This window comes from Methylobacterium mesophilicum SR1.6/6 (genome assembly GCF_000364445.2).
Classification (GTDB): domain Bacteria; phylum Pseudomonadota; class Alphaproteobacteria; order Rhizobiales; family Beijerinckiaceae; genus Methylobacterium; species Methylobacterium mesophilicum_A.
In genome coordinates this window covers 5,608,393-5,633,728 of sequence record NZ_CP043538.1, presented here as the reverse complement: position 1 = coordinate 5,633,728, position 25,336 = coordinate 5,608,393, and the positions used below count along the sequence as shown (strand labels likewise).

Here is a 25,336-nt window from a genome sequence, read left to right as displayed (position 1 = left end):
ACACCCGCTTGCGCCCCGGGGCCGCTTCCATCAAATTTCGGACCTCCCGCCCGCGTATTCGGCGGATCCTGTGAGGATCTCGAGCGAAGGACCGAGGTCTCCGTGCATCTCCTGATCGTCGACGACCACCCGCTGTTCCGCGACGCCCTGGCGGCCACGATCCGCCTCGCGCATCCGGAGGCGGTGCTGCACGAGGCCGACGGCATCGAGGCGGCCTGCGCGGTGCTGGCGGGCAACCGCGGCATCGACCTGACGCTCCTCGACCTCTCCATGCGCGGCGTGACCGGCTTCGACGGGCTGATCACCATCCGGGCGAGCTTTCCGCGCATCCCGATCCTGATCGTCTCCGGCCACGAGGATCCGCGCATCGTCCGCGAGGCCCTGCAGCACGGGGCGGCGGGTTTCGTCCCGAAGGCCATGGACAAGGCGACGCTCACCCGGGCGATCACCGAGGTGATGAGCGGCGCGCTGTTCCTGCCGCCGGGTCTGGCCGATGCCAGCGCGCCCGCGCCCCGGGGCAGGAAGGCGCCGCTGCCCGAGCGCCTCGCCCGGCTGACGCCCCAGCAATTGCGGGTGCTGATGATGATCCGGCAGGGGAAGCTCAACAAGCAGATCGCCCACGAGCTTCAGGTCGGCGACTCGACCGTGAAGGCGCACGTCTCCGAGATCCTGCGCAAGCTCGAGGTCATCAGCCGGACGCAGATCGTGATCGACACGGCGTCCCTCGACTTCGACCAGATCCACAACGCGCATCCGGCCTGACGGGCGGGCAGAGGCGCGGTTCCATTGCGAACGTGCCGGCTCAGGCTGCACCGTCATCACGAGTGCAGCGAAGTGACCCAGGACAGCGCGACATTGCTCAGCGTTGCGCAGCCCTGGGTCGCTACGCTGCGCTCGCGATGACGAGGCGGGCTGCTCCGACCGGCGCGCTCCACCGGAAGGGGTATCAGACGGACGCTTCGCAGTGCCTTGCGCTGATTCCCCGGTCGCATTCCGCTGGCGCTGCATGCGCCCTGGACAAGCGTGCGCCCATTCGTATCCCGCAACCCTGCTCCCCTCGCAGGACCTCCTTTGCCAAATCGATATGATGCTATCTATCAGTATGCGAGCTGATTGATCCGATCATCCAGCCGGATCCTCGCGGCGGTGGACTTTGCCCATGCCCGACAGCGACGATCCGAAGACGCGGGAGCGCCTGCAGCAGGCCTGCACCCACGCGCTGCTGACCACCGGCCGCCACTGGCGCCGAGCGGCCAACACGGTCGCGGAAGCGCACGGTCTGTCCGACGCCACCGCGCACCCGCTGATCATCATCGGCCGCATGGACGAGGAGCCGCGCCAGAATGCCCTGGCCGAGGCCGTCGGCATCGAGGGCCCTTCGCTGGTCCGGCTCCTCGATCAGCTCGCCGCCGCCGGGCTCGTGGTCCGCCGCGAGGATCCGTCCGACCGTCGCGCCAAGGTGCTGGGTCTGACCCCGCGCGGCCGGCAGGTGTTCGAGCAGATCGAGGCCGAGCTCTCGACGCTACGCGCGCGCGTCTTCGCCGAGATCGACGGCGCCGATCTGGAAGCGAGCCTCCGGGTCTTCGCGGCCCTCCAGCGCTACGGGCGGGAGGCCGCCGAGACGGCCGAGCTGGAGCCGGCGTCGTGACTCTTCCCGGATGGCGCGATTGGGCCTTCGCGCTGAAGACCTACGCGGCGGCGATGCTCGCCCTGTTCCTCGCGCTCTGGATCGACCTGCCGCGACCCTACTGGGCGCTGGGCACGGTCTACATCACCAGCCAGGTCCTCTCCGGCGCCACCCGGTCGAAGGCCCTCTACCGGGTGGGCGGCACCGTTCTGGGCGCCGCCATGAGCGTCGTGCTGCTGCCGAACCTCGTGAACGCGCCGGTCCTGCTGAGCCTCGCGGTCGCGCTCTGGGTCGCGCTCTGCCTCTACGTCTCGCTGCTCGACCGCACCCCCGCGAGCTACCTGCCGATGCTCGCCGGGTACACGGCGGCCCTGATCGGCTTCCCGGCCGTGGACGACCCCGGGGCGATCTTCGACACCGCCGTCGCGCGGGCCGAGGAGATCTCGCTGGGCATCCTCTGCGCCAGCCTCGCCGCCACGCTGATCCTGCCGCAATCGGCGGCGCCGCTCATCGTCGAGCGGCTGAATCACTGGTCGGCGGAAGCGCGAGCCTGGATGCAGAGCGCCCTCGCGGCCGCCCGCGCGCCGGAGGTCGCCGGGCCGAGCCAGGGACGGCGCCTGCGCCTCGCCTCGGACGCGCTCGGCCTCGACGCCCTCGGCCTCGCCCTGCGCAACGAGGCGACGGGTGCCGAGCGCGCCGCCGAGGCCTTCGCGCCGCTCCGGCAGCACATGCTGATGGTCCTGCCGATCATCGCCGCCGTGGCGGACCGCGTCGCCGCCCTGGAGCGGGCCGGCGCGCTGCCGGCACGGGTCCGCGCCGTCCTGTCCGACCTCGCCGTCTGGCTCGCCGACGAGGGCGATGATCCGGATCGCGCCTCGGAGCTGCGCCGCCGGGTCGACGGGTTCGACCCCGTCCTCGACCGGGCTCCGGACTGGACCACGCTCCTGCTCGCGAGCCTCGCGGCGCGCCTGCGCGACGTCATTGACCTGCGGCAGGACCTGCGGGCGCTCCGCGGCCACCTCGCCGCCGGCACCGCCCCCCGGGCGCCGCTCGCCTTCGCCTACACGGCCCGGGTCCGGTCGATCCGCCACCGGGACCACGGTCTGGCGGCGTTCTCGGCCTTCGGGGTGTTCGTGGGCCTGCTCGCCTGCTGCGCGATCTGGATCGCCACCGGCTGGCCGGACGGCTCCGCGGCGCCGATGATGGGCGCGGTCGCCTGCTGCCTGTTCGCCGCGCAGGACGATCCCGCGCCGCAGATCCTGGGCTTCACCAACTCGGCGATCGTCGGCGCCCTCGGCGCGGGCGTCTACCTGTTCGCCGTGCTGCCGCTCGCCAGCTCCTTCGAGATGCTGGCGCTCGCCCTCGCGCCGGCCCTGATCCTGTGCGGCCTGATGATGACGCAGCCGCGCACCGCCCCGATGGGCATGGGCGCGGCGCTGAACGGCGCGACCCTGCTGGCCCTCCAGAACGGCTACAGCGGCGAGTTCGCGCCCTTCGCCAACGGGGTGATCGCCTCGGTGGTGGGCATGTGGGTCGCCGCCTTGGTGACGCGGCTGATCCGCTCGGTCGGCGCCGGATGGAGCACCCGGCGGCTCGTGCGGATCAACCGCCGCAGCCTCGCGGCCGCCGCGGACGGGCGCGGCGCCGGCCACGGGCTCGAACTCGCGGCCCTGATGCTCGACCGCGTCGGCCTGATCGCGCCGCGGCTGGCCACGCTGCCCGCCGACATGTCGGCCACCGTGGGCGACCTGCTGGCCGACGTCCGGGCGGGCATCAACCTCGTGGAGGTGCGCCGGGTGCGGCGGCGGCTGACGGGGGCGCCCCGGATTGCCGTCGACCGGGTCCTCGCGCTGGCGGCGCGCCAGCTGCGCGGCCGGCCGGACTCCGCGCTCCTGGCGGCCCTGGACGACGGGCTCGACGCCGTGGCGGGCGCAGCGGCGTCGCCGGAGCGGCGGTCCGCCCTGATCGGCCTCACCGGCCTGCGCCGCGGGCTCTTTCCCGACGCGCCGGCCTACCGGGCGGCGCCCGCAGCGGACGGCCGGGAGATGGCGGCATGATGGGCGAGATCGACCTCTACGGCGTGTTCGTGCCGGGCCTCGCCCTGTGGATGGCCCTGGCCTTCGCCCTCAGCCTGCCGCTGCGCCGTCTGCTCGCGGCGACCGGCTTCTACCGCCTCGTCTGGCACCGGCCGCTCTTCGACCTCGCCCTCTACGTCGTCCTGCTCGGCGGCGTCGTGACCCTCGCCCATCGGACCCTGCAATGACCGCCCTGTTCGCCACCCTCGGCCGCCTCCTGGTCACCCTCGGCATGGTCGCCGCGGGACTGATCGTCGGCCTCGGCCTGTGGGACTACTACATGGATGCCCCCTGGACCCGGGACGGGCGCGTGCGCGCCGACGTGGTGGCGGTGGCCCCCGACGTCTCCGGCCTCGTGACCGAGGTGCTGGTGGAGGACAACCAGGTGGTCCGGAGGGGCGACGTCCTGTTCCGGATCGATCCGGACCGGTTCCGCCTGGGTCTGCGGCAGGCGGAGGCGATGGTGGAGGGTCGCAAGGCCACCGCGGAGCAGACCGCGGCCGACTTCGCCCGCTACAGCAAGCTCTCCGACGCGGCGGTGTCGCAGCAGAAGGTCGAGGCCGCCAAGGCCGCCGACCTGTCCGCGCAGGCGGCCTACGAGCAGGCCGTGGCCGACCGCGACCTCGCCAAGCTCAACCTGGAGCGCTCGGCGGTGCGGGCCTCGGTCAACGGCCGGATCACCAACATGGAGCTGCGGCCCGGCGCCTACGTCACCACCGGCCGCGGGGTCATGGCGCTGATCGACCGCGACACCGTCCGGATCGAGGGCTACTTCGAGGAAACCAAGCTGCCGCGGATCCGCGTCGGCGCGCCCGTGACCGTCCAGCTCATGGGCGAGGACGGCGTGCTCGCCGGCCACGTCGCCAGCATCGCCGGCGGCATCGGCGAGACCGGCCGCAGCGACGCCACCAACCTGCTGGCCAACGTAAACCCGACCTTCTCGTGGGTGCGCCTCGCGCAGCGCATCCCGGTGCGGATCACCCTCGACGGCGGCACGGCGGATCCGCGGCTGGTGAGCGGCCGGACCGCGACGGTCTCGATCGCGCCGGCGGCGGGCGGAGCGGGGCCGCACTGGCCCTGGACGGCGTGGCGCGAGGCGCTCGCCCGCTGAGGGCAGCCGAACCATCCCGCCGGGATCGGGTTGGCCCCTGACGATTTCACGACGCTTCAGGAGGCCCCATGTCGAAGACGATCCTCGCTCTCGCCGCATCCATGGTTCTCGCCACGTCCGGCGCGGCGCTGGCCCAGGCGCCGCATACGGGCGGCGCCAACCAAGGAAACGTGAACAAGTCGGGCGCGGTCGGCGGCACCGGGACGGGGGCCGGCACCCTGGAGAGCACCGGCTCCACCGGCGCCGGCATGGCGCCCGGCACCAGCGGCGGCCCGCGCGTCAGCATTCCGGGCGCGCCCGCCGGCAGCAGCTCGGGTAATGGCGCGACGGGCAGCGGCGCGGCGCCGAGCGGGCGGTAGGCTGCAGGCACCGCAGCCGCTCTCCTCCCCCTTGTGGGGAGGAGTTGGAGGTGGGGCAGGATCGAGCGGTGCGGTGCCGTCTGCACCACCCCCACCCCTGACCCCTCCCCACTAGGGGGAGGGAAAAAGCGCCCTTCTCTCGAGGCATCAGTGCCAGGCCGAGATGTGTGAACCCGGTTGCCTGCAGAGAAAGCACCCGTCAGATCCCCTGCGGGTCATCGTGAACGCCGCCCCTACGCCCCCAGCCCGCCCACGCACAGGTACTTCGTGTTCAGGTAATCCTCGATGCCCTGGTACGAGCCCTCGCGGCCGAGGCCGGATTCCTTCACGCCGCCGAAGGGCGCCACCTCGGTGGTGATGATCCCCTCGTTGATCCCGACCATGCCGTATTCCAGCGCCTCCGCCACCCGGAAGGTGCGGCCGAGGTCGCGGGTGTAGAAGTAGCAGGCGAGGCCGTACTCGGTGTCGTTGGCCATGCGGATCGCCTCCGCCTCGTCGCGGAAGCGGAACAGCGGCGCCAGCGGCCCGAACGTCTCCTCCCGGGCCACCGCCATGGCGGGGGTGGCGCCGGTGATCACCGTCGGCTCGAAGAACTGGCCGCCCAGCGCGTGCCGGTGGCCGCCCGCGACCACCCGGCCGCCCTTCTCGACGGCGTCGCGGATATGGGCCTCGGTCTTCTCGACGGCCGCCATGTCGATCAGCGGCCCCTGGGCGACGCCGTCCTCGGTGCCGTTGCCGACCTTGAGGCGGTTGGCGGCTTCCGCCATCTTCTCCGCGAAGGCGTCGTAGATCCCGTCCTGCACCAGGAAGCGGTTGGTGCAGATGCAGGTCTGGCCGGAGTTGCGGTACTTGGCGAGCATCGCGCCGGCCACCGCCTTCTCGAGATCGGCGTCGTCGAACACGATGAAGGGCGCGTTGCCGCCCAGCTCCATCGAGACCTTCTTCACCGTGTGGGAGGCCTGCTCCAGCAGCACCTTGCCGACCTCGGTCGAGCCGGTGAAGGTGATCTTCTTGACCAGCGGGTTGCTCGTCATCTCGCCGCCGATCGCCCGGGCCGAACCGGTGAGGATCGAGACCGTGCCCGCCGGGAAGCCAGCGCGCTCGCACAGCACGCCCCAGGCGAGGCCCGAGAGCGGCGTCTGCGAGGCGGGCTTGATCACGATCGGGCAGCCGGCGGCCAAAGCCGGGGCGATCTTGCGGGCAATCATCGAGGACGGGAAGTTCCACGGCGTGATCGCCGCCACCACGCCGACCGGCTCCTTGGTGACGAGGATCTTGCGGTCGCCCCAGGGGGAGGGGACCACGTCGCCGTAGACCCGCCGCGCCTCCTCGGCGAACCACAGCACGTAGGCCGCCGACATCCCGACCTCGCCGCGGGCTTCCGTCAGCGACTTGCCCTGCTCGGCGGTCAGGATCTGCGCGAGATCCTCCTGATGCTCGGTGACGAGCGCGGCGAGCTTGCGCAGCAGGACGGCGCGCTCGTTGGCGGTCTTGGCGCGCCAGGCCGGGTAGGCCGCGTGGGCGGCCTTGATCGCCTGGCGGGTCTCCTCAGCGCCGGCATTCGGTACCTTGGCGATCAGCGCGCCGGTCGCCGGGTTGGTGACGTCGATGCTGCCGGAGCCGGCCTTCGACCATGCGCCGCCGATCAGGCAGGAATCGACCAGGAGGGCAGCGTCCTTCAGGACGGGAATTTCGGTCTCAGGCATCCAACGGTTCCTTCGGCGGCTGCGGCGCGTCGGAAACCGACAGGGCCGTCCGCGGCTTGAGGGCAGCGCCCTGGGCCGTATTCCTCGCCTGTGCCTCGGCTTTTGTCTCGAATACATGGGGAGCCAGATCGCGGCTCGCCAACGAGGCGCCGAGTTTCAATCGCAAGAACGCGCTCGTGGTATACCGGGATGCGGTCTCGTAATAGCGGTTTTCGAGGTAGGCGATCGCCGAGAAGTACGCGTCGCTCACCGTCGGGTCGATCTCGAACCCGTCGTAATTGGCGATCAGGTGGACCTTGCGGCCGATCTCCTGGCAGCTCCGTTCGAATTCCCGGCGCACCAGCTCGACGTCGTCGATGGTGCGCACCTGGAAGCCCTCGAGGTTCGAGAACAGGATGTTGCGCTCCGGGTCGTAGCTGATCCGCTCGGACAGCGAGAGGCCGAGGAGCCACGGCTCCAGGGCCATCACGGCGTCGCGGAACAGGCGCGGATCCATCGGCTTCGGATCCTGCACGATGGGGGTGAAGCCCATGTGGCCGAGGATGTCGCGCTCGATGTCGATGCCGGGAGCGACCTCGGTGAGCTCCATGCCGGCCCGCGTCCGCCGGAACACGCAGCGCTCCGTCACGTAGAGCACCGGTTGGCCACGCTCGGCCGCGTAGGCCCCCGAGAAGGTCACCTGCTCGACCGCGGCGATGAACTTCCGGGAGCGGCCCTCGGCGAGGATCCGCATGCCGCCGTCCTCCACGGCGACCTTCAGCCCGTCGGCCGTGAAGGTCCCGGCGAAGACGAGGCTCTTCGCGTTCTGCGAGATGTTGATGAAGCCGCCCGCGCCCGCGAGCCGCTTGCCGAAGCGGCTGACGTTGACGTTGCCCTCCGCGTCGCACTGGGCGAGGCCCAGGCAGGCCAGGTCCAGGCCTCCGCCGTCGTAGAAGTCGAACTGCTGGTTCTGGTGCAGCACAGCGGCGGGGTTCAGGGCGGCGCCGAAATCGAGCCCGCCCTGCGGCAGGCCGCCGATCACGCCGGGCTCGGCGGTGAGCGTCAGATACTTCAGCACCCGCTCCTCGGCGGCCACCGCCGCGACGCCCTCGGGCATGCCGATGCCGAGATTGACCACGCCGCCGGGGGGCAACTCGAAGGCGCAGCGCCGGGCGATGACCTTGCGGGCGTCGAGCGCCATCGGGGCGATCCGGTCGAGCGGCACCCGCTGGCGGCCCGTGAAGGCGTGATTGTAGGGCGTGCCGTAGGTCTGGCGGTGGTTCTCGGGCTGGCTCAGGACCACGCAATCCACCAGCACGCCGGGCACCTGCACCTCGCGCGGGTTGAGGGAGCCGGCCTCGGCCAGCCGCTCAACCTGCGCGATGACGAAGCCGCCGGAATTTCTGGCCGCCATGGCGGCGGCGAGGTTGTCCAGCGTCAGCGCCTCGCGCTCCATGGTGATGTTGCCGGCGGGGTCGGCCGTGGTGCCGCGGATCAGCGCGACGTTGACCGGGAAGGCCTTGTAGTGGAGCCACGACTCGCCGCCGATCTCGACCACGCTGACCAAGTCGTCCCGCGTCTCGGCGTTGAGCTTGCCGCCCTCCAGCCGCGGGTCGACGAAGGTGCGCAGGCCCACCTTGGTGATGTGGCCTGGCGTGTGGGCGGCGATCTCGCGGTAGAGGTGCGAGACCACGCCGAGCGGCAGGTTGTAGGCCTCGATCCGGCCCTCCACCGCCATCGCGCCGAGCTTCGGCACGAGCGCCCAGTGGCCGCCGACGACGCGCTTGACGAGGCCGGGGATCGCGAGGCGGTTGAGTCCGCGCTCCTTGCCGTCGCCGGGGGCGGCGGCGAACATCAGGCCGAGCCCGTGCGGGCCGGCGCCGGATTCGAAGCGGCGCGCGAGTGCCAGGATCAGCTCGTCGGGCGTGCCGATCCCGACGAAGCCCGACACCGCCACCATGTCGCCGTCCTGAAGGATGGCGACCGCCTCGTCGGCGCTGACGATCTTGTTCTTCAGGCTGCCCATCGGGTGGTCCTCGGCGGCCGGGATGCGGCCGGAGCGGCTGCGCGCGTCGCACTCCTGGCTCTGCGACCTATGACATTCAAATATCGATGGCAGCGGGGCGCTCTCCTCCCCCTTGCGGGGAGAAGATGGAGGTGGGGGTGGTGCAGGATCGAGCGCTGCGGTGCCTTCTGCACCACCCCACCCCTGACCCCTCCCCGCAGGCGGGAGGGGAAAGGCGCCCTGTCCTTGGAAGGTCAGGATGCGTCGCGCCCTGCATGAGCTGTCGCGCCACCATCCTACCCCCGCTGGCCGAGCCAGTCGGCGATGCCGGAGCCCAGCAGCTTCTGCGCCTTGCCGCCGACGAACACGCCGACATGGCCGCCGGGCAATCCCAGCTCGGTGTAGTCGGTGGTGCCGATCCTGTCCTTCAGCGCCTGCGAGGTGGCGGGCGGGATGATGTGGTCGTCCTGCGCGAAGACGTTCAGCACCGGGCAGGTGATCTTCTTCAGATCCACCCTCCGGCCGCCCAGCTCGAAGGCGCTCTCGACCAGCTTGTTGTCCTGGTAGAGGTCCTTGAGCCACTGCTTGGCCGCCTCGCCGGGATGGTCCGGACGGTCGGCGATCCACTTCTCCATGCGGAGGAAGTTCAGGAACTTCTTCTTGTCGTCGAGGGCGTCGAGGAGGTCGAGATTGTACTTCGTCATGGTCCGCATCGGCGTCATCATCGAGAACACCGAGCCCATGAAGGCGCCGGGCAAGGTGCCCTGCGCCTCGATCAGCCGGTCGACATCCTCAGGCGTGAGCGAGCGCGTCCAGACGTTGATGAAGCCGTGGCCGGCCCGGTTCTCCCGGGTGTCGGCATGGAAGTCGATCGGCGTGATGGTCAGCACCATCGCGTTGACGGTCTCGGGGTAGAGCGCCGCGTAGCAGGTGGTGAAGACGCCGCCCTCGCAGATGCCGAGCAGGCTGATCGTCTCCCGCCCGGCCGCCTCCTGGATGAAGGCGACGCACTCGGCGAGGTAGCCGTCCACGTAATCGTCGATGGTGACGTAGCGGTCGGCCCGGCCGGGATTGCCCCAGTCGACCACGTAGAGGTCGAGGCCGAGGTTCAGGAGATTGCGGACCAGCGAGCGGTCCTCCTGCAGGTCGGCCATCGTGTAGCGGCCGATCAGGCCGTAGACGATCAGGACCGGCGGCAGCCCCTTGCTCTCGGCGAGCGGCCGGTAGCGGTAGAGCCGGACCTTGTCCTGGCTCCAGACCAGGTCCTTCGGCGTCGTGGCGATCTCGACGTCGGCGTCGCGAACCTCCGCGAACAGCTTGGCGCCGGCGCTGATGCGCTGGCCGAGGGTGCCGACCTCGGCCAGCATCTCGGCCGGGGACAGGCTGAGCGGGGCGGCCGGCGCCTTGGGATTCTGCTGGTCAGCCATGGGCGTCCTCCGCGGCGCGCGCGCCGTCCGCCTTCGCCCGGACCGCGCGGCGCTCGCGGCGGAGCGCCCGCACCTCGCGGCGCAGCTCGGTCAGGCTCTTGTGCACGTCGTCGAGCTCGGCCCGGGTCGGCTGGCCGTAGAACTCGGACAGGAAGGCCGCGACATCCTGCTGGGCGAGGCGCAGATCGGCGGAGGCCCGCAGCACCGCCCGCTGCGAGGCCAAGAACTTCTCCGAGCGCTGCACCTCCAGCAGGACCGCGTTGGCGGTCTCGATCCAGCGGGTCATCATGTCCCGGGCCGAGGCGAAGCTCTCGCCGCGCTCCGCGCGGGCATTGGCCTCCTTGGCGAAGGTCCCGGCCGCCCGGGTCCAGGCCTCCAGCATCACGGCCTGGTGCTCGCTCTGGGCGCGCCGGAGGCTCGCCCAGGCGGTGAACAGGGCCGCGTAGCGCCGCTCGGTCTGCCACAGGTCGGCGAGCTGCGGGCCCTCGGCCATGCGGGTCAGCGCGGCGTCGAACTCGGCCGAGCCGCCGAGCCAGGCCTGCGGATCGAAGATGCGCGCGAGCACCGCCCCGGCGGTCGGGTCCGGCGCGTCCGGACCGCCCTGGAGGGACCGCGTCAGGGTCTGCGAGAGGGCGGTGGCGGCGGTCCAGGCTTCGGTCAGCTTGGCCTGCGCCGTTGCGAGATCCGCGAGGTCGCCCCCCGGGAAGGTCGGCCAGGCGAAGCCGGGCGTGGCCTGCCCGGCGCCCGGGGTGAAGAACCCCGCGCCGGCCCGGGTCCAGAACTCGCTCATCGCCCGGAACGCGTCGAACTGGTCCATGCTGGCGCCCCCTCCCGACCGGTTCCGGTCCGCGACCCTGCCGAGCCTGCTTTGCTTTCACGCGACCCGAGGCGTGGTCCTCCGAACCGCATGTCTCCAACCCTCCACCTCATCCCGAGGTGGAGGGTTGGAGGTTATGGGTTCATCGAGCCCTCACGCCGCCGGCCGCGCCTCTCCCAAGGCCTCGGCGTAGATCGCGAAGGCGTCGTCGTAGGTGACCTCGCGCGGATTGTTCACGAGGAGCCGCGTCTGCTTCATCGCATCGGAGGCCATGCGCTCCAGGTCCTGCCGCGCGACGCCGACCTCGGCCAGCGAGGCCGGCACCTTGCAGTCGCGGCAGATCGCGTCGAGGCTCTCCACGAAGCGCTTGGCGGCCTCAGGCCGGGGCAGGTCCGCGGCGGCGGGGTCGAGGATCGGCGCGAGCTCCGCGTACAGCCCCTCCGCGTGTGAGAGGTTGAAGCGCATCACCCCCATCAGCACCAGGGCGTTCGAGAGCCCGTGCGGCACGTGGAAGATCGCGCCCACCGGGTAAGCCAGGGCGTGCACCGCCGCCACGGGGGCGTTGGCGAAGGCCATGCCGGCCAGCATCGAGCCCAGAAGCATGCCGGAGCGCGCCTCGAGGTCCGTGCCGTCCGTGCAGGCGGTGCGGATGTTGGCCGAGAGCAGCGCCAGCGCCTGCTTGGCGAGCTGGTCGGAGATCGGGTTCTTCTTGTTCTTGCTGGTGAAGGCCTCGATGGCGTGGACCATGGCGTCGATGCCGGTCGCCGCCGTGACGTGCGACGGCAGGCCGAGCGTCAGCTCCGGGTCGAGCACCGCCCAGTCGGGCAGCAGCTTCGGCGCGACGACGCCCTTCTTCTCGGTGGTCGGCGTCGTGACGATCGAGATCGGCGTCACCTCCGAGCCGGTGCCGGCCGTGGTCGGCACGAGGATCAGCGGCAGGCGGTCGCCCTTGGCGAGGCCGACGCCGTAGATCGCGTCCAGCGGCTCGTCGGACTTCGCGAGATAGGCCACGAGCTTGGCGGTATCGAGCGCCGAGCCGCCGCCGATCGACAGGACGAGGTCGGTCCCGAGTTCCCGGGCGCGCTTGGCCGCCGCCTCGATCACCGTGGAGGGCGGGTCGGCGACCACGTCCTCGTAGACGTCGAGGGTGACGCCGGCGTCCTTCAATGCCGCCTCGGCGGCCTGGGTCAGCCCGGCGCTGCGCACGCCCTTGTCGGTGACCAGCAGGACGCGCTTGGCCCCGAAGCTGCCCACGATCTCGGGCAGCTTCTTCGCGGCGCCGGCCTCGAACAGCACGTTCGGCGTGGTCTGGAAGGTGAACGGGTTCATCGCGCTGCCCTGTTGTCGTGCCGATCCGTCTGCGGGGCCGAGATCACTCGGCCGGCTCAAAATCCTTCACCTTGGCGCGCAGCTCATCGACCAGCACGCGGGTGTTCTCCGAGTAGTCGATCGGCACCGCCACGAGGTGGACGCCGCCCGCCGCGAAGGCCCGGTCCAGGGTCGGCACGAGGTCGTTGACCGACTCGACCCGGTGGCCGGTCGCCCCGTACGACTTGGCGTAGAGGACGAAGTCCGGGTTGTTGAAGGTCATGCCGTAGTCGGCGAACTTGTCGACCGCCTGCTTCCAGCGGATCATCCCGTAGGCCGAGTCGTCCAGCACCAGCACGACGAGGTTGAGCTTGAGCCGCACCGCGGTCTCCAGCTCCTGGCTGTTCATCATGAAGCCGCCGTCGCCGCAGACCGCCATGACGCGCCGGTTCGGGTAGAGCATCGCGGCCATCATGGCCGAGGGCAGGCCCGCGCCCATCGTGGCCAGCGCGTTGTCGAGGAGCAGCGTGTTGGCGACGTAGGTCCGGTAGTTCCGGGCGAACCAGATCTTGTACATGCCGTTGTCGAGGCAGACGATGCCGTCCTCGGGGATCACCCGGCGCACGTCGCGCACCAGCCGCTGCGGCGTCACCGGGAAGCGGTCCTCGCCCGCCCGGTCGGCGATGTGGCTGAGGATGTGCTCGCGCAGGTGCATCAGCGCGCCCGCGTTCGGCAGCTTGCCGTCGAGCTTGTCGGCGAGCAGCTTCAGCGTCGGGCCGAGGTCGCCCACCACCTCGGCATCGGGGTAGTAGACCTGCTCGACGTTGGCCGGCATGTAGCTGATGTGGATGACCTTCTGGTCGGCCTGGCCCATGAAGAAGGGCGGCTTCTCGATGGTGTCGTGGCCGATGGCGATGATCAGGTCGGCCCTGTCGATCGCCTCGTGGACGTAGTCGCGCTCGGACAGCGCCGCCGTGCCCATGTAGAGGTTGGTGCCGCCCGCGACGGTGCCCTTGCCCATCTGGGTGGTGAAGAACGGGATCTGGGTCCGCTGGACGAAACCGCCGAGCTCGCCGGTGGCGCGCGGGCGGCTCGCGGCGGCGCCCAGCATGATCAGCGGGCGCTTGGCCTTCAGGATCATGTCGGCGGCGCGCGCGATGGCGGTCGGGTGGGCGACCGGGATGTCGATCGGGTGCGAGGGCACGAGGTCGGCCTCGGCCTCCTCGGAGGCGATGTCCTCGGGCAGCTCCAGCAACACCGGGCCCGGCCGCTCCTCGGTGGCGACCCGGAAGGCGTCGCGCACGATGGTGGGGATTGAGGAGGCGGAGACGATCTGCCGGGCCATCTTGGTGATCGGCTTCATGGAGCTGATCACATCGACGATCTGGAACTTGGCCTGGCGCGAGGACAGGATGCCCTTCTGGCCGGTGATGATGATCATCGGCATGGCGCCGAGATGCGCGTAGGCGGCGCCGGTGGAGAAGTTCAGGGCGCCCGGCCCCAGCGTCGAGAGGCAGACGCCCGGCCGGCCGGTGAGGCGGCCGTGGGTGGCGGCCATGAAGCTCGCCGCCTGCTCGTGGCGGGTGAGGACCAGCTCGATCTTGGAATGGCGCAGCGATTCGACGACGTCGAGGTTCTCCTCGCCCGGGATGCCGAAGATGCGGTCGACGCCTTCGTTTTCCAAAGCTGCGACGAGGAGATCTGAACCCTTGGGCATGCGAAGTCTCGCTGATGCTGCGGCGCGCCCGCGCTGCCCGGCCTGTCCATGCTCCGCACCTCGCGGAACCTTGAACGGAACGGCCCGGACGAAGGAACGCCCCCCGAATATTCGGTTCGTTAGAGGGCTCGCCCGTAGAAGGGTCAAGGGCCGTGACGGGCCGGGCAGTCACAGAGCCGGGCGGATGCTACCGTGTCGAAGTCCGTCCCCGCTCCGGGACGAGGCCCGCCCGGTCGCGGCTGTCCGGCGTTCACGGATTGGATAGCGATGGACCGCCTCGGAAGCGACACGACGGCTGCGGACGACGGGGATGCGCGCGCGGCCGCGGCCGACTCGGTGCTCGCACCGATCGCCGAATTCCCGCGCATCGACCTGCGCGTCGGCGTCGAGGCCTGGGACAAGCGCCGGCAGGCCGGCAAGCGGCTGCGCGCCGCCGTACCCCACGCGGCCCAGGCCGGCCTCGCGGACGACCCGGACCGCCCCGACCCGGTCGCCCTGATCAAGGCGGCGCATGAGGGCCGGCAGGCGCGCCTGATCCCGCTCCGGGTCGCCCGGATGGCGAGTTCGCCCTTCGCGTTCCTGCGCGGGGCCGCGCACGTCATGGCCTGGGACCTGTCGCGCGGGCCGCGCAGCGGCATCGACGTGGTGATGAACGGCGACGCCCACATCGACAATTTCGGCCTGTTCGGCACGCCCCAGCGCGACATCGTCCTCGACCTCAACGATTTCGACGAGGTGACGATCGGCCCTTGGGAATGGGACCTGAAGCGCCTCGCCGCCGGCCTCGCGGTCGCCACCGCGGATGCGGGCGCGCCGGTGCGGGCGCGCCGCGATGCCGTCATGGAGACGGTCGCCGGCTACCAGCACACGATGCGGCGGCTCGCGCCGCAGGGCTCCCTCGACGTCTGGTACCAGACCACCCGGGCCGACGCGCCGCACATCGCCGGCCTTCGGATGGATACGGAGGCCCGGGCCGTGGTGCGGCGGGCCGTGGACAAGGCCCGGCGGCGCAACAACCGCAGCCTGCTCGGGCAGGTGGCCGAGCGGCGCACCGACGGCAGCTGGCGCCTGCAGGCCGATCCGCCGATCCTGACCCCGGTGGACGACGCCACCCGCGAGGGCGTCGTCACCGGCCTGGAGCGCTACGCCGAGACCCTGCCGCGGGAGCGGCGCTTCATGCTCGACCGCTACCACGTGGTCGACGTGGCCCACCGGGTCGTCGGGATCGGCAGCGTCGGGACCCGGGCCTATCTCGCCCTGCTGTTCGGCAACTCCGACGCGGACGCGCTCTTCCTCCAGGTCAAGGAGGCGGTCCGCCCGGCACACGCGCCCTACCTGCCGGGCGTGCCCGCCCCCTTCGCCGGCCATGAGGGCGAGCGCGTGATCTACGGCCAGCGGCTGCTCCAGGCGGTGGGCGATCCGCTGCTCGGCTGGACCAGCATCGCGGGCCGGCCGTACTACGTGCGGCAGATGAAGAACCTGAAGGGCGCGATCCCCCTGGCCCGGATGGCGGGCGCCTCGCTCCTGACCTTCGCGTACGCCTACGGGGCCCTGCTCGCCCGCGCCCATGCACGAACGGGCGATGCGGCGGCGATCGCCGGCTATTGCGGCAGCGGCAAGCACCACGACCTCTCGGCCGCCATCGCCGACTGGGCGGCCGCCTATGCCGAGCGGAACGCGGCGGATTTCGCCCTGTTTCGCGCCGCCATCGCGAGCGGCCGCCTGGAGGCCGCGGAGGATCCTTGCCTGTGAGTCTCGGCCTCAGATGATGCCGGGGGGCGGCGGCTCGTGGGCCAGCCGGACGAGAAGGTCCCGCAGCCAGCGGTGCGCCGGGTCGCGGTCGTAGGAGGCGTGCCACAGCATCGAGACCGCCACGTCGTCGAGCTTCACCGGCACCGGACTGACGCTCAGGGCCAGGGCGCTCGCGAAGGACGTGGCCAGACGGGCATGCATGGTGGCAATCACCGGCGCGGCCCGGACGAGGAACGGGACGACGAGGAAGCGCGGCGTCGTCACCGCCAGGGTACGCGCCCGCCCGATGAGGGCCAGCGCGTCGTCGACCACCCCGTGGGCGGTCTCGCGCAGGGATGTCAAAACGTGGGGGAACCGCAGATAATCCTCCAGGCCGATCGGCGGCTCGACGCCGATCAGGGCGGCGTTGAAGAGCACCACATAGCTGTCCCGGTAGAGGAGCCGCTGCTTGTGATGGAGCTGTCCCTCGGAAAACAGGCCGATGGCGAGGTCGACCCGGTCGGCATCGAGCTCGTCCAGGATCCGCGACCGGTCGACGGAGCGCAGCAGCAGCCGGATCCCCGGCGCCTCCCGCCGGAGCTGCGCGATCAGCCGCGGACCGAGCAGAACCTCGACGCTGTCGGGCAGGCTCACCGTGAAGGAGCGCTCCACAGTGGCCGGATCGAAGCTCTCCTCCCGGTGCACCAGCGCCTGGACCTGCCGCAGGGTGGCGCGCAGGGGCTCGGCGATGGCGAGGGCCCGGGGCGTCGGCCGCATCCCGTCCGGCGCCCGGGTGAGAAGCTCGTCGTCGAACAGGCGTCGCAGGCGGGCGAGGCTCGAACTCATCGCCGACTGGCCGATCCCGATCCGGGCGGCCGCGCGGGTGACGCTGCGCTCGTCGAGCAGGGCGTCGAGGGCGACCAGCAGGTTCAGGTCGATCCGGCTGAGATCGATATGGTCAATGGCCACGGGCAGCGCGATCGGCGAGGGCTCGGACGGCCGGCATAGCAGACCCGGCCGTCCTCCTCCCTCGACCTACACGATCGGATGAGATTTTTTCCGCCTGCGGTGCAGCGCCGTGACCGCTTCAACCCGTCATCCCGGGGCCGCGCAGCGGAGCCCGGGATCCAGAACCACCGGAGCCGCAGAGCGTGCACCGTCGCGGCTCTGGGTTGCCCGCCTCCGGCGTGCCCCTTCCGGTCCGGGCTCGCCTGCGGCGCCCCGGAACGACGGCAGGCTCGGCCGATGTGCCAAGGGCTACGGCTGATATGCTCGGCACCGTCGTCCTTGCGGGCGCAGCGGAGCAAGCCAGCGGCGCCACGCCGGCCGACGTCGCGCTGCGCTGGGTCGCTTCGCTGCGCGCGCGATGACGGTTGAGCACGCGTCGACCGGGGCTCCCGACGGCACGAACCTTGACAATGTTCCTATTTTGTGCTTCCTGACCGCACCTGCCCGCGGCGCTTCGGGAGCGATCCTGTGGCGTCCGTTCTGGGGCTTGTCCGGTGGCTGACCGGGCGGGTCCGCGGGCGGGGCGGTGCCCGCGTCGGTGGCTCTCAGCCGCCATCGCCCCGGGCGGCGGACCGGCACGGGGCGTGTCTCGGAGGCGGGCGTGAGACCGGGCGGCCCTTGGCCCGGCGGGGTGAGGAAATGCCCCCGCGCCGACCCGCCTCTGGGCCTGCCCGAAGCTCCCTGCGGACCCGCCCACTACGAGGCGGGGGACGGCTGGAAGGCCACGGCGCTGAAGGGCGGGTTCCGGAGGTGCGTGCACCTCGACCGAGACCGCCGGCAGCGAGGCGCAGGACCGGGACGTCGGCAAGACACCGCGACGAGAAAGACGGCCGCGATCGGGGGCGATGCCCGGCCGCTGCCGCGGGCGCCGCGGGGATCGGATCCCGCGCGTACACGGCCGACACCTGGGTTCCCGCGGCGTCCCGCGTCCCGCGTGTTGCTTCTTGGGCCATGCCCCCGGCGCCGAAAGGCGGGTGGGGACGATGGCGCGTGCGGGCGGAGAGCGTGATCATCCCGCCCGTTGCCCTCATCCTGAGGCGCCGGGGCGCAGCTGAGGCCTCGAAGGAGCCCTCCAGGAATCCGCGACGTCTGGAGTACGCCTTCGAGGCGGCTTCGCCGCACCTCAGGATGAGGGGATGGATGGGACTGCCGGAGGGTCCGAAACCATCGTTCTCGCACGCCAGGCGCGACAGGCCTCAAGCCGGCAGAGGCTCGTGGGGCTCGGTGTGGTCGAACAGCCGCGGCGGCGGGATCTCGTCTCGGGCTCCCATCCGCTTCACGAGATGATCGGCGACCCGCAGCGCGTTGGCGATGATCGTAAGCGTCGGGTTCACCGCGCCGATCGACGGGAAGAAGCTGGCGTCGGTCACGTAGAGGTTGTCGAGTTGGTGGGTCTTGCAGTCCCGGTCGAGGACCGAGTTGGCCGGATCGTCGCCGAACCGGAGTGTTCCCGCCTGATGGGCCGTCCCGCCGATGGGGACGTTCTTGCCGAGATAGAGCGAGCGGTCGAACAGGTGCGGGTGGATGTCGGTGAAGCTGCAGATGTCGCGCAGCTTGTGCCGCAGCCGCTTGTGCGCCTCGACGTTCGTCTCGGTGAGATCGAGATGGACCTTCCCGCCCTTGTAGAAGATCCGGTTCTGCGCCAGCGGCACGTCCTCGGAGGTCAGCCAGAAATCGACCGAGTGCTTGGCGATCCAGTCGAACGGCTTGTCGGGAAACCATTGCAGGAAGCCCGGCAGGCCCTCGCCGTGGATCTGTACCCCGTCCGATTTACCGACCATCTGGATGTGTCCGAGCGGGAAGTCCCAGTCGTCCTTCCGGTCGGGATCGCCGAAGTAGAAGTCGTTGAGCCCGAGGGTCTTCTGGAACCGGGTCGGGTTCGGCACCTTCGAGATCGCCAGCACCGTGGAGTTGTTGTGGCGCATGTAGTTGCGCCCGACCTGATCCGACCCGTTGGCGAGGCCGTTCGGGTGCTGCGCGTTTGCCGAGCGGAGCAGAAGCAGCGCCGAGGAGAGCGCCCCGCAGGCCACCACCACGAGGTCGGCCGAGGCCTCGAACGGCGCCCCGTCCCGCTTGCCCGCGACGCCCGTGACGGTGCGGCCCAACGCATCCGTCATCAGACGCTCGATGTAGGTGCGCGTCAGCAGCGTCAGGTTCGGACAGTCCCGCAGGGCGGGGTCGACGACCATGGTCTGGGCGTCGGACTTGCCGTTGGTGGGGCAGGGGAAGCCGTCGAAGGACTCGCACTTGATGCAGGGCGAGGTGGGGACGGCGCGCCCGTCCTTCTCCACGAGCCGGACGCCCACCGGCAGGTGGAACGGGTGATGGCCGGCCCGCTTCAGGTTGTCGAACAGCTCCTGGATCCGCGGTTCGTGCGTCACCGGCGGATGGGCGTACGGCTTCCGCGACCAGGGCTCGGTCGGATCCTCGCCGCGCAGACCGTGGACGTGGAACAGCTCCTCGGCGGCCTGATAGTACGGCTCGAACTCGTCGTAGCCCACGGGCCAGGCCGGCGCGACGCCGTCCTGATGGCGGATCTCGGAGAAATCCTTCTCGCGGAGGCGGAAGAGGATCGAGCCGTAGAACTTGGAATTCCCGCCAACGAAATAGTGGAGGCCCGGTTGGAAGCTTTTGCCGTCCGAGGAGTACCAAGTCTCCTTGGCCTGGTAGAAGCCGTCGACGATCACCGCCTGGCTGTCCCAGTTCCGCGGCTCGCGCAGCAGGTAGTCGCCGCGCTCGATGAGCAGGATGCGCTTGCCGGTCTGCGCGAGGCGCCACGCCATCGTGCCGCCGCCGGGGCCGGATCCGACAATGATGACGTCATAGTGCTCACCGGGCATGGGCCATCTCCGTCCGGACCTTCGTCCTGGCAGGCAACTCGTGAGCCGCCGTTCGGATCATGCGGCGGCGCCGTTTCGTGCAGTCCCCGCGAACCGTCGCGACTCGGCGAGCTTCGCAACCGAAGGTTAAGCGCCTTTCCCAACGCCGCCTTCAGCTTCGCCTGCGATCCTGCCCCGGACCGGCCTCCCGCCGGGGAGGCAGGCATGATCGAGGACATCGCGCTGGTCCTGGCGCTCCTGGTCGCGGCGATCCTGGCGCTCGGCCGACGGCGTGCGCAGGATCAGGCCTCCGACGAGGCCGAGGCCGAGCGGCTGCAGGATCGCATCTGGCGGATCAGCGAGAGCGAGGACCGTTACCGGGCCCTCGTGGCCGCCACCACCGAGATCATCGTCCAGCGTGACGCCCGCGGACGCATCACCTACGCCAACGACGAATTCGCCCGCCTGCTCGGGCGCGAACCGATCGAGCTGCTCGGCACGCAGATCGATCTCGAGATCCTCGACCGCAACGCCGTGGAGGTGGGCGAGGATGGGGTGCGCCGGATGGAGGCGCAGGTCCGCTCGGTGGACGGCCGCGTGCGCTGGTTCGCCTTCGTGGAGATGCCGGTGGCGCACGGCGACGCGATGCACTGGCTGCGGGCCGGCCGCAACGTGACGGCCCGGGTCGAGGCGATCCGCAGCCGCGACGCGGCGCTGGAGCGGGCCGAGTCGGCCAGCGTGGCGAAATCCCGCTTCCTGGCCACGGTCAGCCACGAGATGCGCACGCCGCTCAACGGCATCCTGGGGATGGCCGATCTCGTCCTCGGCACCGATCTCAACCCGGAGCAGCGCACCTACGTCGAGGCGGTCCGCACCAGCGGTCAGGCGCTGCTCGGCCTGATCGACGGCGTCCTGGATTTCTCGCGGATCGAGGCCGGGCGGCTCGATCTGGCGACCGAGCCCTTCGATCTGGCGGCGCTCGCCGAGGGCGTGGTGGAGTTGCTGGCGCCGCGGGCGCAGGACAAGGGCACGGAGATCGCCCTGGACGTCGCCGAGGATTTCCCGTCCGCGCTCGTGGGCGACGCCGACCGGGTGCGGCAGATTCTGATCAATCTGGCGGGCAACGCCATCAAGTTCACCGAGCGCGGCGGCGTGGGCGTCAGCCTGAGCGTCACCCGCACCGAGGCCGGCGGCACGGTCACGCTCGCGGTGGCCGATACCGGCCCGGGCATTCCGGAGGAGCGGCTGCCGGTCCTGTTCGAGGAGTTCGAGCAGGGCGACGGCAGCGCGAGCCGAAGCCACGAGGGCACGGGTCTCGGTCTCGCCATCACCCGGCGGCTCGTCACCCGGATGGGCGGGCGGATCGAGGCGGAGTCGCGGGTGGGACGCGGCTCGACCTTCCGGGTCGTGTTGCCGCTGGCGGAGGCGCCGGAGGCCCGGCGCGAGAGCCGCCAGCCGTTGCCGGCGCTCTCCGCGCAACGCTGTCTGATCGTCGCCGATTCGCCGTTCCAGGCCCCCTTTCTCGCCCGCAGCCTCTCCCGTGCCGGCGCGGCGACGGTGATCGTGGACACTCTGGAGTCCGGGCTGGACGCCCTGTCGGGCGCGAGCTTCGACGTGGTGCTGGCCGACCGGGCGCTGGGTGACGCGGCGGTGCGGCAGATCGCAGACGCGGCGCGCGCCTGCGGGGTGCGCACCAGCCTCGTTCTGCTCTCGCCCTTCGACCGGCGCGGCTTCGGATCGCCGGGCGCGGCGGGATTCGACGGTTATCTCATCAAGCCGGTCCGGCCCCGGTCGCTGTTCGAGCGCGTTCTGGCGCCGGCCGTCGCTCCGGAGAATGCGGCGGCGGCGCCCGAGACCCCGTCCCGGACCGGCGCCGGGATGCGCGTCCTGCTCGCCGAGGACAACCCGATCAACGCGCTTCTGGCGACCCGTGCGCTGGAGCGGCTCGGCGCCACGGTCGTCCATGCGGTGGACGGCGTCGAGGCGCTGGAACGGCTTGAGGCTGACGGGCCGTTCGACCTCGCGCTGATCGACGTGCGCATGCCCCGCCTCGACGGCCACGAGACCGCCCGGCGTATCCGCGCGGCGGAAGCGGCGGGGACCGGGCGGCTCCGTCTCGTCGCGCTCACCGCCAATGCCGGCCGTGAGGACGAGATCGCCGCCCGGGAGGCCGGCTTCGACGGTTTCCTGGCCAAGCCGCTCAACCTGAAGCTCCTGCCATCCCTGCTAGAGCGCCGATCCGCCCGGGCGGCGTGACCGGGGGCTGCCGCGGCCCGCGTTGACAGCGGGCCGCATCCCGCGCCAACAGAGCCCCATGTCGACCTCCGCTTCCCCGTCGCCCGAACCGCGCTCGTCGAACGGCGCGCTCGCCGCCTGGGGCTCGGCGGCCCTGGTGGTCGCGACGGTACTGATCGGCGCGCTGGCGCCGTCCCAGCACGCGGCGCCGGCCCGCTCGGTGGCCGAGGATCCGGCCTGTCTGGAATGGACCGACGGCTGCAAGGTCTGCCAGCGCTTGGCAGAGGGTCCTGCCTGCTCGCTGCCCGGCATCGCCTGCCAGCCCGAGGCGCCGCACTGCCTGCGCCGTCGCGAGGGGTGACCGGGATCCGCGTGAATCCCGGTCCGCCAGTCCTGCGCTTCGCACCGAGCCCGAACGGGCGCCTCCATCTCGGCCACGCCTACTCGGCGCTGCTCAACGCGGATCTCGCTCGCCGAATGGGCGGCGTCTGCCGCCTGCGGATCGAGGATATCGACCCACAGCGCTCGAAGCCCGCGTTCGTGGATGGAATCATCGCCGACCTCTCGTGGCTCGGGCTGACCTACCCGGAGCCGGTGCGGCATCAGTCCTGCCACATGGCGGCCTACAGGATCGCTCTCGACAGTCTGATCGACCGGGGTCTCGCCTATCCCTGCTTCTGCTCACGCGGAGACATCCGCGCGCAGGTCGACTCGACCGGCACGACACGCTGCGATCCGGACGGCATACCGCTCTATCCCGGCATCTGCCGCGCCCTCGACGCCGCGGCCGTCGCAGGCCGCATTGCGCGGGGCGATCCGCACACGTGGCGCCTCGATATGGGATCTGCCCTTCGCAGCATCTGCACCCCACTAGGCTACAGCGCCTTCGACGAGGCTGGCGAACGCCGGGTCGCGGCGGATCCAGCGCGCTGGGGTGACGCGGTGATCGCCCGCCGCGACGTTCCGACCAGCTATCACCTCGCCGTGGTCCACGACGATGCCGTAGAGGGAATCACCCATGTGGTGCGGGGCAGCGACTTGGAGGCGGCAACGGACCTGCACGTCCTCCTGCAAGCTCTGCTGGATCTGCCTGTGCCGCTTTACCGGCACCATCCGCTGCTGCGCGACGCCGCGGGCGCGAAGCTCGCCAAGTCGCGCGGCTCGGCAACCCTCGCCGATCTCCGTCAGGCCGGATCGACGCCTCAAGCCATCCGCGCCCGACTCGGCTTCGGCTGACGCCGGGCTTGAGTCTCAGCGGACGGCCGCGTCGCGCTGGGCCAGCGCAGTGGCGCTCTTCGACTTCTGCATGGTGGCGTCGATCTGCTCCCGCTGACGCTTGAACTCGGCGAGCAACCGCCCGTCGAGCTCGCGACCGCGAGGGACTCGGATCTTCATCGGGTCGACGAAATGGCCGTTGATGATCACCTCGTAGTGGAGGTGTGCTCCCGTCGAGAGGCCGGTGGAGCCGACATACCCGACGATCTGGCCCTGCCGGACCTTCACGCCTTCTCGGATGCCACGACCGAACCGGGACATGTGGTTGTAGGTCGTCACGTAGCCGTTGACGTGCTGCAGTTCGACCCGGTTGCCGTAGCCGGACGTCATCTCGGCCCGGATCACCACGCCGTTGCCCGCCGCCATAATCGGCGTGCCGATGGGGTTGGACCAGTCGACGCCTGTGTGCAGCTTGGCATAACCCAGCACCGGATGACGTCTGTAACCGAAACCCGAGCGCATGATCCCGTCAGCGATCGGCTTGCGCAGCAGGAACTTCTTGAGGGAGCGACCCTGCTCGTCGAGGTAGTCGATGGTGCCGTCGTCCGGCGACTGGAAGCGGTAGACCTTACGCGTCTCCCCGCCGAGCGTCAGTGCCGCGTAGAGCAGGTCAGGCCGGTCCGCGCTCGCTTCGTCATCATAGGTGTAGAACACGTCGACGCCGTCGCCGCTGGAAATGCGGCGCTGGAAGTCGAGGTCGTAGCTGAACACCCGCACGATGTCCTCGACGGTGGCTCGCGGCAGGTCGTGCCGCGCGGCAGTCTCGTAGAGGCTCTGGTACAGGCGCGGACCGGAGCCCGAATCCTCGTCCTCATCTTCCCCTGCCTCAGCCTGCGGCTGCGGCTTGGGGGAGGGGGTCTCCTCGGCAGGGGGCGCCACCGACACGAAGGCGCCCCGGTCGTTGAGGGCGGCGATGCCCTCGATGCCGGCCTCGCCGTAGAGGACCACCCGGGTCACTTGGCGCGGGTCGCCCGGCTTGGGACCCGGGGCGATCTGCACGCGCATCGGCTGCCCCTCGTTGAGGGCGGTCGTACGAGTCTTCCCGCCGAGCGCCGCGACGATGCCGCGGATCGCGTCCTCACCCGCCAGTCCCGTAGCCTTGAGCGTACTCTCCAGGGTCTCGCCGCGCTTGAGGGCGAGATCACGCTCCTCGACCAGCGGGGCTTCGTTGGGTTTCAGCTCGGTCTTGGCAACCTTGGTGACGTTCTCGGGGACGACGAGCACCTCGATCGATTTGAACGGATTGGCCTCCTTGGCGACCGATCCGTCGCCGTCACCTGCGCCGCCCTGCTGCAGGGTCCGCGACAGCAGGATTTGTGGCGCGATCGGTATGGCGGCGCGGCGCCCGGCCTCGGCGGCGATGCGGCGCTCCTCCTCGACCTGAGCGGTGACATCGTCATCGCTGAGCGCCGGCGCGCTGGCATCGACGGTGGTGTCGGCCAGGTCGCGCTTGACCACGGTGACTTCTGCGCTCGGCGTGTCGTTGGCTTCGAGCGCGCGCTCCAGAGGCTCGTCGGAGATGAACTTCATGGGATCGAAGCGCGGCGGCTCAGCCGCGTAGACGCCGGTGGTCATGGACAGTGGCGTGCTGAGCCGAACGAAAGCCTTGGCCTTGATGATCTCGCGATCGCCGAGCCGCACGGTCACGGGCGCACGAAAGCTCTGCTTGGCAGAGGCAATCATCAGGTTCCGCACTAGCCGGTCACCCTTGCGGGCGAGGTTGGCGCCGCTCTCACTCGGCTGCGGCCGGGCCACGACGGTCGCTTTCTCGGGCATCGCCGCGAAGGAGACATCACCTTGGAGGGACACGTGAAGCGCGGCCGCAATCAGGCCCGCGCCGGTCAAGCCCGTCAGCGTGCTGGCGCAGAGCCAGCGCAGGTTGACCGCGCGCCTGTCGATTTGCGCTGTGCCAGCGCCAAGATGGTCGAGCGGCGCCTGCACCCCATGGACGGTGGAGACGGCAGCCACGTCACCGATCTTGAGTCGCTCGCGCTTCACTCGAAGGCCCTGAGAAGACGATGGCAAACGGGTCCGCGACCCGGCTTGTACCATGCCGCGCTCGATAGCGCGCCCGCTTGGTCCATCTCACGAGGCAGCGTGTCGAGATTGAGGCGTCATACCCGTGTGCCCGCATCGA

19 protein-coding genes are annotated in these 25,336 nt (G+C 70.8%); 10 read left to right on the top strand and 9 right to left on the bottom strand.

Annotated elements, in window-relative coordinates; all coding sequences use genetic code 11:
• Positions 1-102: 102 nt before the first annotated feature.
• The 6 genes from MMSR116_RS26660 (at position 103) to MMSR116_RS26635 (ending at position 5,172) form a co-directional block, all read left to right on the top strand.
• Entirely contained in the window at positions 103-762 is a 660-nt protein-coding gene (locus tag MMSR116_RS26660) for a response regulator (protein ID WP_010683921.1), read from the top strand.
• 397 nt (positions 763-1,159) lie between these two features.
• Complete coding sequence (locus tag MMSR116_RS26655) at positions 1,160-1,648, top strand: MarR family winged helix-turn-helix transcriptional regulator (protein WP_010683919.1); 489 nt, start codon at positions 1,160-1,162, stop codon at positions 1,646-1,648.
• The gene (locus tag MMSR116_RS26650) at positions 1,645-3,684 is read left to right on the top strand and encodes an FUSC family protein (RefSeq protein ID WP_010683918.1); all 2,040 of its coding nucleotides are present in this window, start codon (positions 1,645-1,647) and stop codon (positions 3,682-3,684) included. The genes MMSR116_RS26655 and MMSR116_RS26650 overlap by 4 nt, the downstream gene beginning before the upstream one ends.
• A complete protein-coding gene (locus MMSR116_RS26645) occupies positions 3,681-3,890 on the top strand; it encodes a DUF1656 domain-containing protein (RefSeq protein ID WP_010683917.1) in 210 nt (69 codons plus the stop codon). Before MMSR116_RS26650 ends, MMSR116_RS26645 begins: the two co-directional genes overlap by 4 nt.
• The gene (locus MMSR116_RS26640; protein WP_010683916.1) at positions 3,887-4,813 is read left to right on the top strand and encodes an efflux RND transporter periplasmic adaptor subunit; all 927 of its coding nucleotides are present in this window, start codon (positions 3,887-3,889) and stop codon (positions 4,811-4,813) included. Before MMSR116_RS26645 ends, MMSR116_RS26640 begins: the two co-directional genes overlap by 4 nt.
• A 68-nt stretch (positions 4,814-4,881) precedes the next feature.
• Positions 4,882-5,172 (top strand): hypothetical protein, encoded by a 291-nt coding sequence (locus tag MMSR116_RS26635; protein ID WP_010683915.1) that lies wholly within the window; start codon positions 4,882-4,884, stop codon positions 5,170-5,172.
• A gap of 233 nt (positions 5,173-5,405) precedes the next feature.
• Here the strand turns inward: MMSR116_RS26635 and MMSR116_RS26630 are convergent, their stop codons facing one another.
• From MMSR116_RS26630 to MMSR116_RS26605, 6 genes are all read right to left on the bottom strand, one after another.
• Positions 5,406-6,878, bottom strand: a complete 1,473-nt coding sequence (locus tag MMSR116_RS26630) for an NAD-dependent succinate-semialdehyde dehydrogenase (RefSeq protein WP_010683914.1) — start codon at positions 6,876-6,878, stop codon at positions 5,406-5,408.
• Complete coding sequence (locus MMSR116_RS26625; RefSeq protein ID WP_010683913.1) at positions 6,871-8,883, bottom strand: acyl CoA:acetate/3-ketoacid CoA transferase; 2,013 nt, start codon at positions 8,881-8,883, stop codon at positions 6,871-6,873. Before MMSR116_RS26625 ends, MMSR116_RS26630 begins: the two co-directional genes overlap by 8 nt.
• Positions 8,884-9,158: 275 nt before the next feature.
• Complete coding sequence (gene phaC, locus MMSR116_RS26620; protein ID WP_010683912.1) at positions 9,159-10,289, bottom strand: class III poly(R)-hydroxyalkanoic acid synthase subunit PhaC; 1,131 nt, start codon at positions 10,287-10,289, stop codon at positions 9,159-9,161.
• Entirely contained in the window at positions 10,282-11,106 is an 825-nt protein-coding gene (locus tag MMSR116_RS26615; protein WP_010683911.1) for a poly(R)-hydroxyalkanoic acid synthase subunit PhaE, read from the bottom strand. Before MMSR116_RS26615 ends, phaC begins: the two co-directional genes overlap by 8 nt.
• Positions 11,107-11,259: 153 nt before the next feature.
• A complete protein-coding gene (locus tag MMSR116_RS26610) occupies positions 11,260-12,435 on the bottom strand; it encodes an iron-containing alcohol dehydrogenase (protein ID WP_010683910.1) in 1,176 nt (391 codons plus the stop codon).
• A gap of 43 nt (positions 12,436-12,478) precedes the next feature.
• Complete coding sequence (locus MMSR116_RS26605; RefSeq protein WP_010683909.1) at positions 12,479-14,131, bottom strand: acetolactate synthase large subunit; 1,653 nt, start codon at positions 14,129-14,131, stop codon at positions 12,479-12,481.
• A 267-nt stretch (positions 14,132-14,398) separates the two neighbouring features.
• Here MMSR116_RS26605 and MMSR116_RS26600 point away from each other — a divergent pair, with 267 nt between their 5' ends.
• On the top strand, positions 14,399-15,883 hold the full coding sequence (locus MMSR116_RS26600; protein WP_158169184.1) for a DUF2252 domain-containing protein: 1,485 nt from the start codon (positions 14,399-14,401) through the stop codon (positions 15,881-15,883).
• 9 nt (positions 15,884-15,892) lie between these two features.
• Here the strand turns inward: MMSR116_RS26600 and MMSR116_RS26595 are convergent, their stop codons facing one another.
• Together MMSR116_RS26595 and MMSR116_RS26590 are read right to left on the bottom strand one after the other, a co-directional pair.
• Positions 15,893-16,831 (bottom strand): LysR family transcriptional regulator, encoded by a 939-nt coding sequence (locus MMSR116_RS26595; protein ID WP_158169182.1) that lies wholly within the window; start codon positions 16,829-16,831, stop codon positions 15,893-15,895.
• A gap of 1,235 nt (positions 16,832-18,066) precedes the next feature.
• Positions 18,067-19,710 (bottom strand): GMC oxidoreductase, encoded by a 1,644-nt coding sequence (locus MMSR116_RS26590; protein ID WP_158169180.1) that lies wholly within the window; start codon positions 19,708-19,710, stop codon positions 18,067-18,069.
• A 204-nt stretch (positions 19,711-19,914) separates the two neighbouring features.
• Between MMSR116_RS26590 and MMSR116_RS26585 the strand changes: the two genes are divergently transcribed.
• From MMSR116_RS26585 to gluQRS, 3 genes are read left to right on the top strand one after another with little or no spacing between them, the layout of a single operon-like run.
• Positions 19,915-21,945 (top strand): ATP-binding protein, encoded by a 2,031-nt coding sequence (locus MMSR116_RS26585; protein WP_158169178.1) that lies wholly within the window; start codon positions 19,915-19,917, stop codon positions 21,943-21,945.
• A 58-nt stretch (positions 21,946-22,003) separates the two neighbouring features.
• Positions 22,004-22,285 (top strand): hypothetical protein, encoded by a 282-nt coding sequence (locus MMSR116_RS26580; RefSeq protein ID WP_158169176.1) that lies wholly within the window; start codon positions 22,004-22,006, stop codon positions 22,283-22,285.
• 11 nt (positions 22,286-22,296) lie between these two features.
• On the top strand, positions 22,297-23,160 hold the full coding sequence (gene gluQRS, locus MMSR116_RS26575; protein ID WP_244625539.1) for a tRNA glutamyl-Q(34) synthetase GluQRS: 864 nt from the start codon (positions 22,297-22,299) through the stop codon (positions 23,158-23,160).
• Positions 23,161-23,175: 15 nt separating this feature from the next.
• On the opposite strand, the gene MMSR116_RS26570 is transcribed toward gluQRS, so the two are convergent.
• A complete protein-coding gene (locus tag MMSR116_RS26570) occupies positions 23,176-25,197 on the bottom strand; it encodes a M23 family metallopeptidase (RefSeq protein WP_158169172.1) in 2,022 nt (673 codons plus the stop codon).
• Between the last annotated feature and the right edge of the window lie 139 nt (positions 25,198-25,336).

Excerpts from the sequence above, each read along its gene's own strand:
- MMSR116_RS26655 (WP_010683919.1), top strand. The coding sequence starts at position 1,160 with ATGCCCGACAGCGACGATCCGAAGACGCGGGAGCGCCTGCAGCAGGCC.
- MMSR116_RS26645 (WP_010683917.1), top strand. The coding sequence starts at position 3,681 with ATGATGGGCGAGATCGACCTCTACGGCGTGTTCGTGCCGGGCCTCGCC.
- MMSR116_RS26640 (WP_010683916.1), top strand. The coding sequence starts at position 3,887 with ATGACCGCCCTGTTCGCCACCCTCGGCCGCCTCCTGGTCACCCTCGGC.
- MMSR116_RS26635 (WP_010683915.1), top strand. The coding sequence starts at position 4,882 with ATGTCGAAGACGATCCTCGCTCTCGCCGCATCCATGGTTCTCGCCACG.
- MMSR116_RS26630 (WP_010683914.1), bottom strand. The coding sequence starts at position 6,878 with ATGCCTGAGACCGAAATTCCCGTCCTGAAGGACGCTGCCCTCCTGGTC.
- MMSR116_RS26625 (WP_010683913.1), bottom strand. The coding sequence starts at position 8,883 with ATGGGCAGCCTGAAGAACAAGATCGTCAGCGCCGACGAGGCGGTCGCC.
- phaC (WP_010683912.1), bottom strand. The coding sequence starts at position 10,289 with ATGGCTGACCAGCAGAATCCCAAGGCGCCGGCCGCCCCGCTCAGCCTG.
- MMSR116_RS26615 (WP_010683911.1), bottom strand. The coding sequence starts at position 11,106 with ATGGACCAGTTCGACGCGTTCCGGGCGATGAGCGAGTTCTGGACCCGG.
- MMSR116_RS26610 (WP_010683910.1), bottom strand. The coding sequence starts at position 12,435 with ATGAACCCGTTCACCTTCCAGACCACGCCGAACGTGCTGTTCGAGGCC.
- MMSR116_RS26605 (WP_010683909.1), bottom strand. The coding sequence starts at position 14,131 with ATGCCCAAGGGTTCAGATCTCCTCGTCGCAGCTTTGGAAAACGAAGGC.
- MMSR116_RS26600 (WP_158169184.1), top strand. The coding sequence starts at position 14,399 with ATGGACCGCCTCGGAAGCGACACGACGGCTGCGGACGACGGGGATGCG.
- MMSR116_RS26590 (WP_158169180.1), bottom strand. The coding sequence starts at position 19,710 with ATGCCCGGTGAGCACTATGACGTCATCATTGTCGGATCCGGCCCCGGC.
- MMSR116_RS26585 (WP_158169178.1), top strand. The coding sequence starts at position 19,915 with ATGATCGAGGACATCGCGCTGGTCCTGGCGCTCCTGGTCGCGGCGATC.
- MMSR116_RS26580 (WP_158169176.1), top strand. The coding sequence starts at position 22,004 with ATGTCGACCTCCGCTTCCCCGTCGCCCGAACCGCGCTCGTCGAACGGC.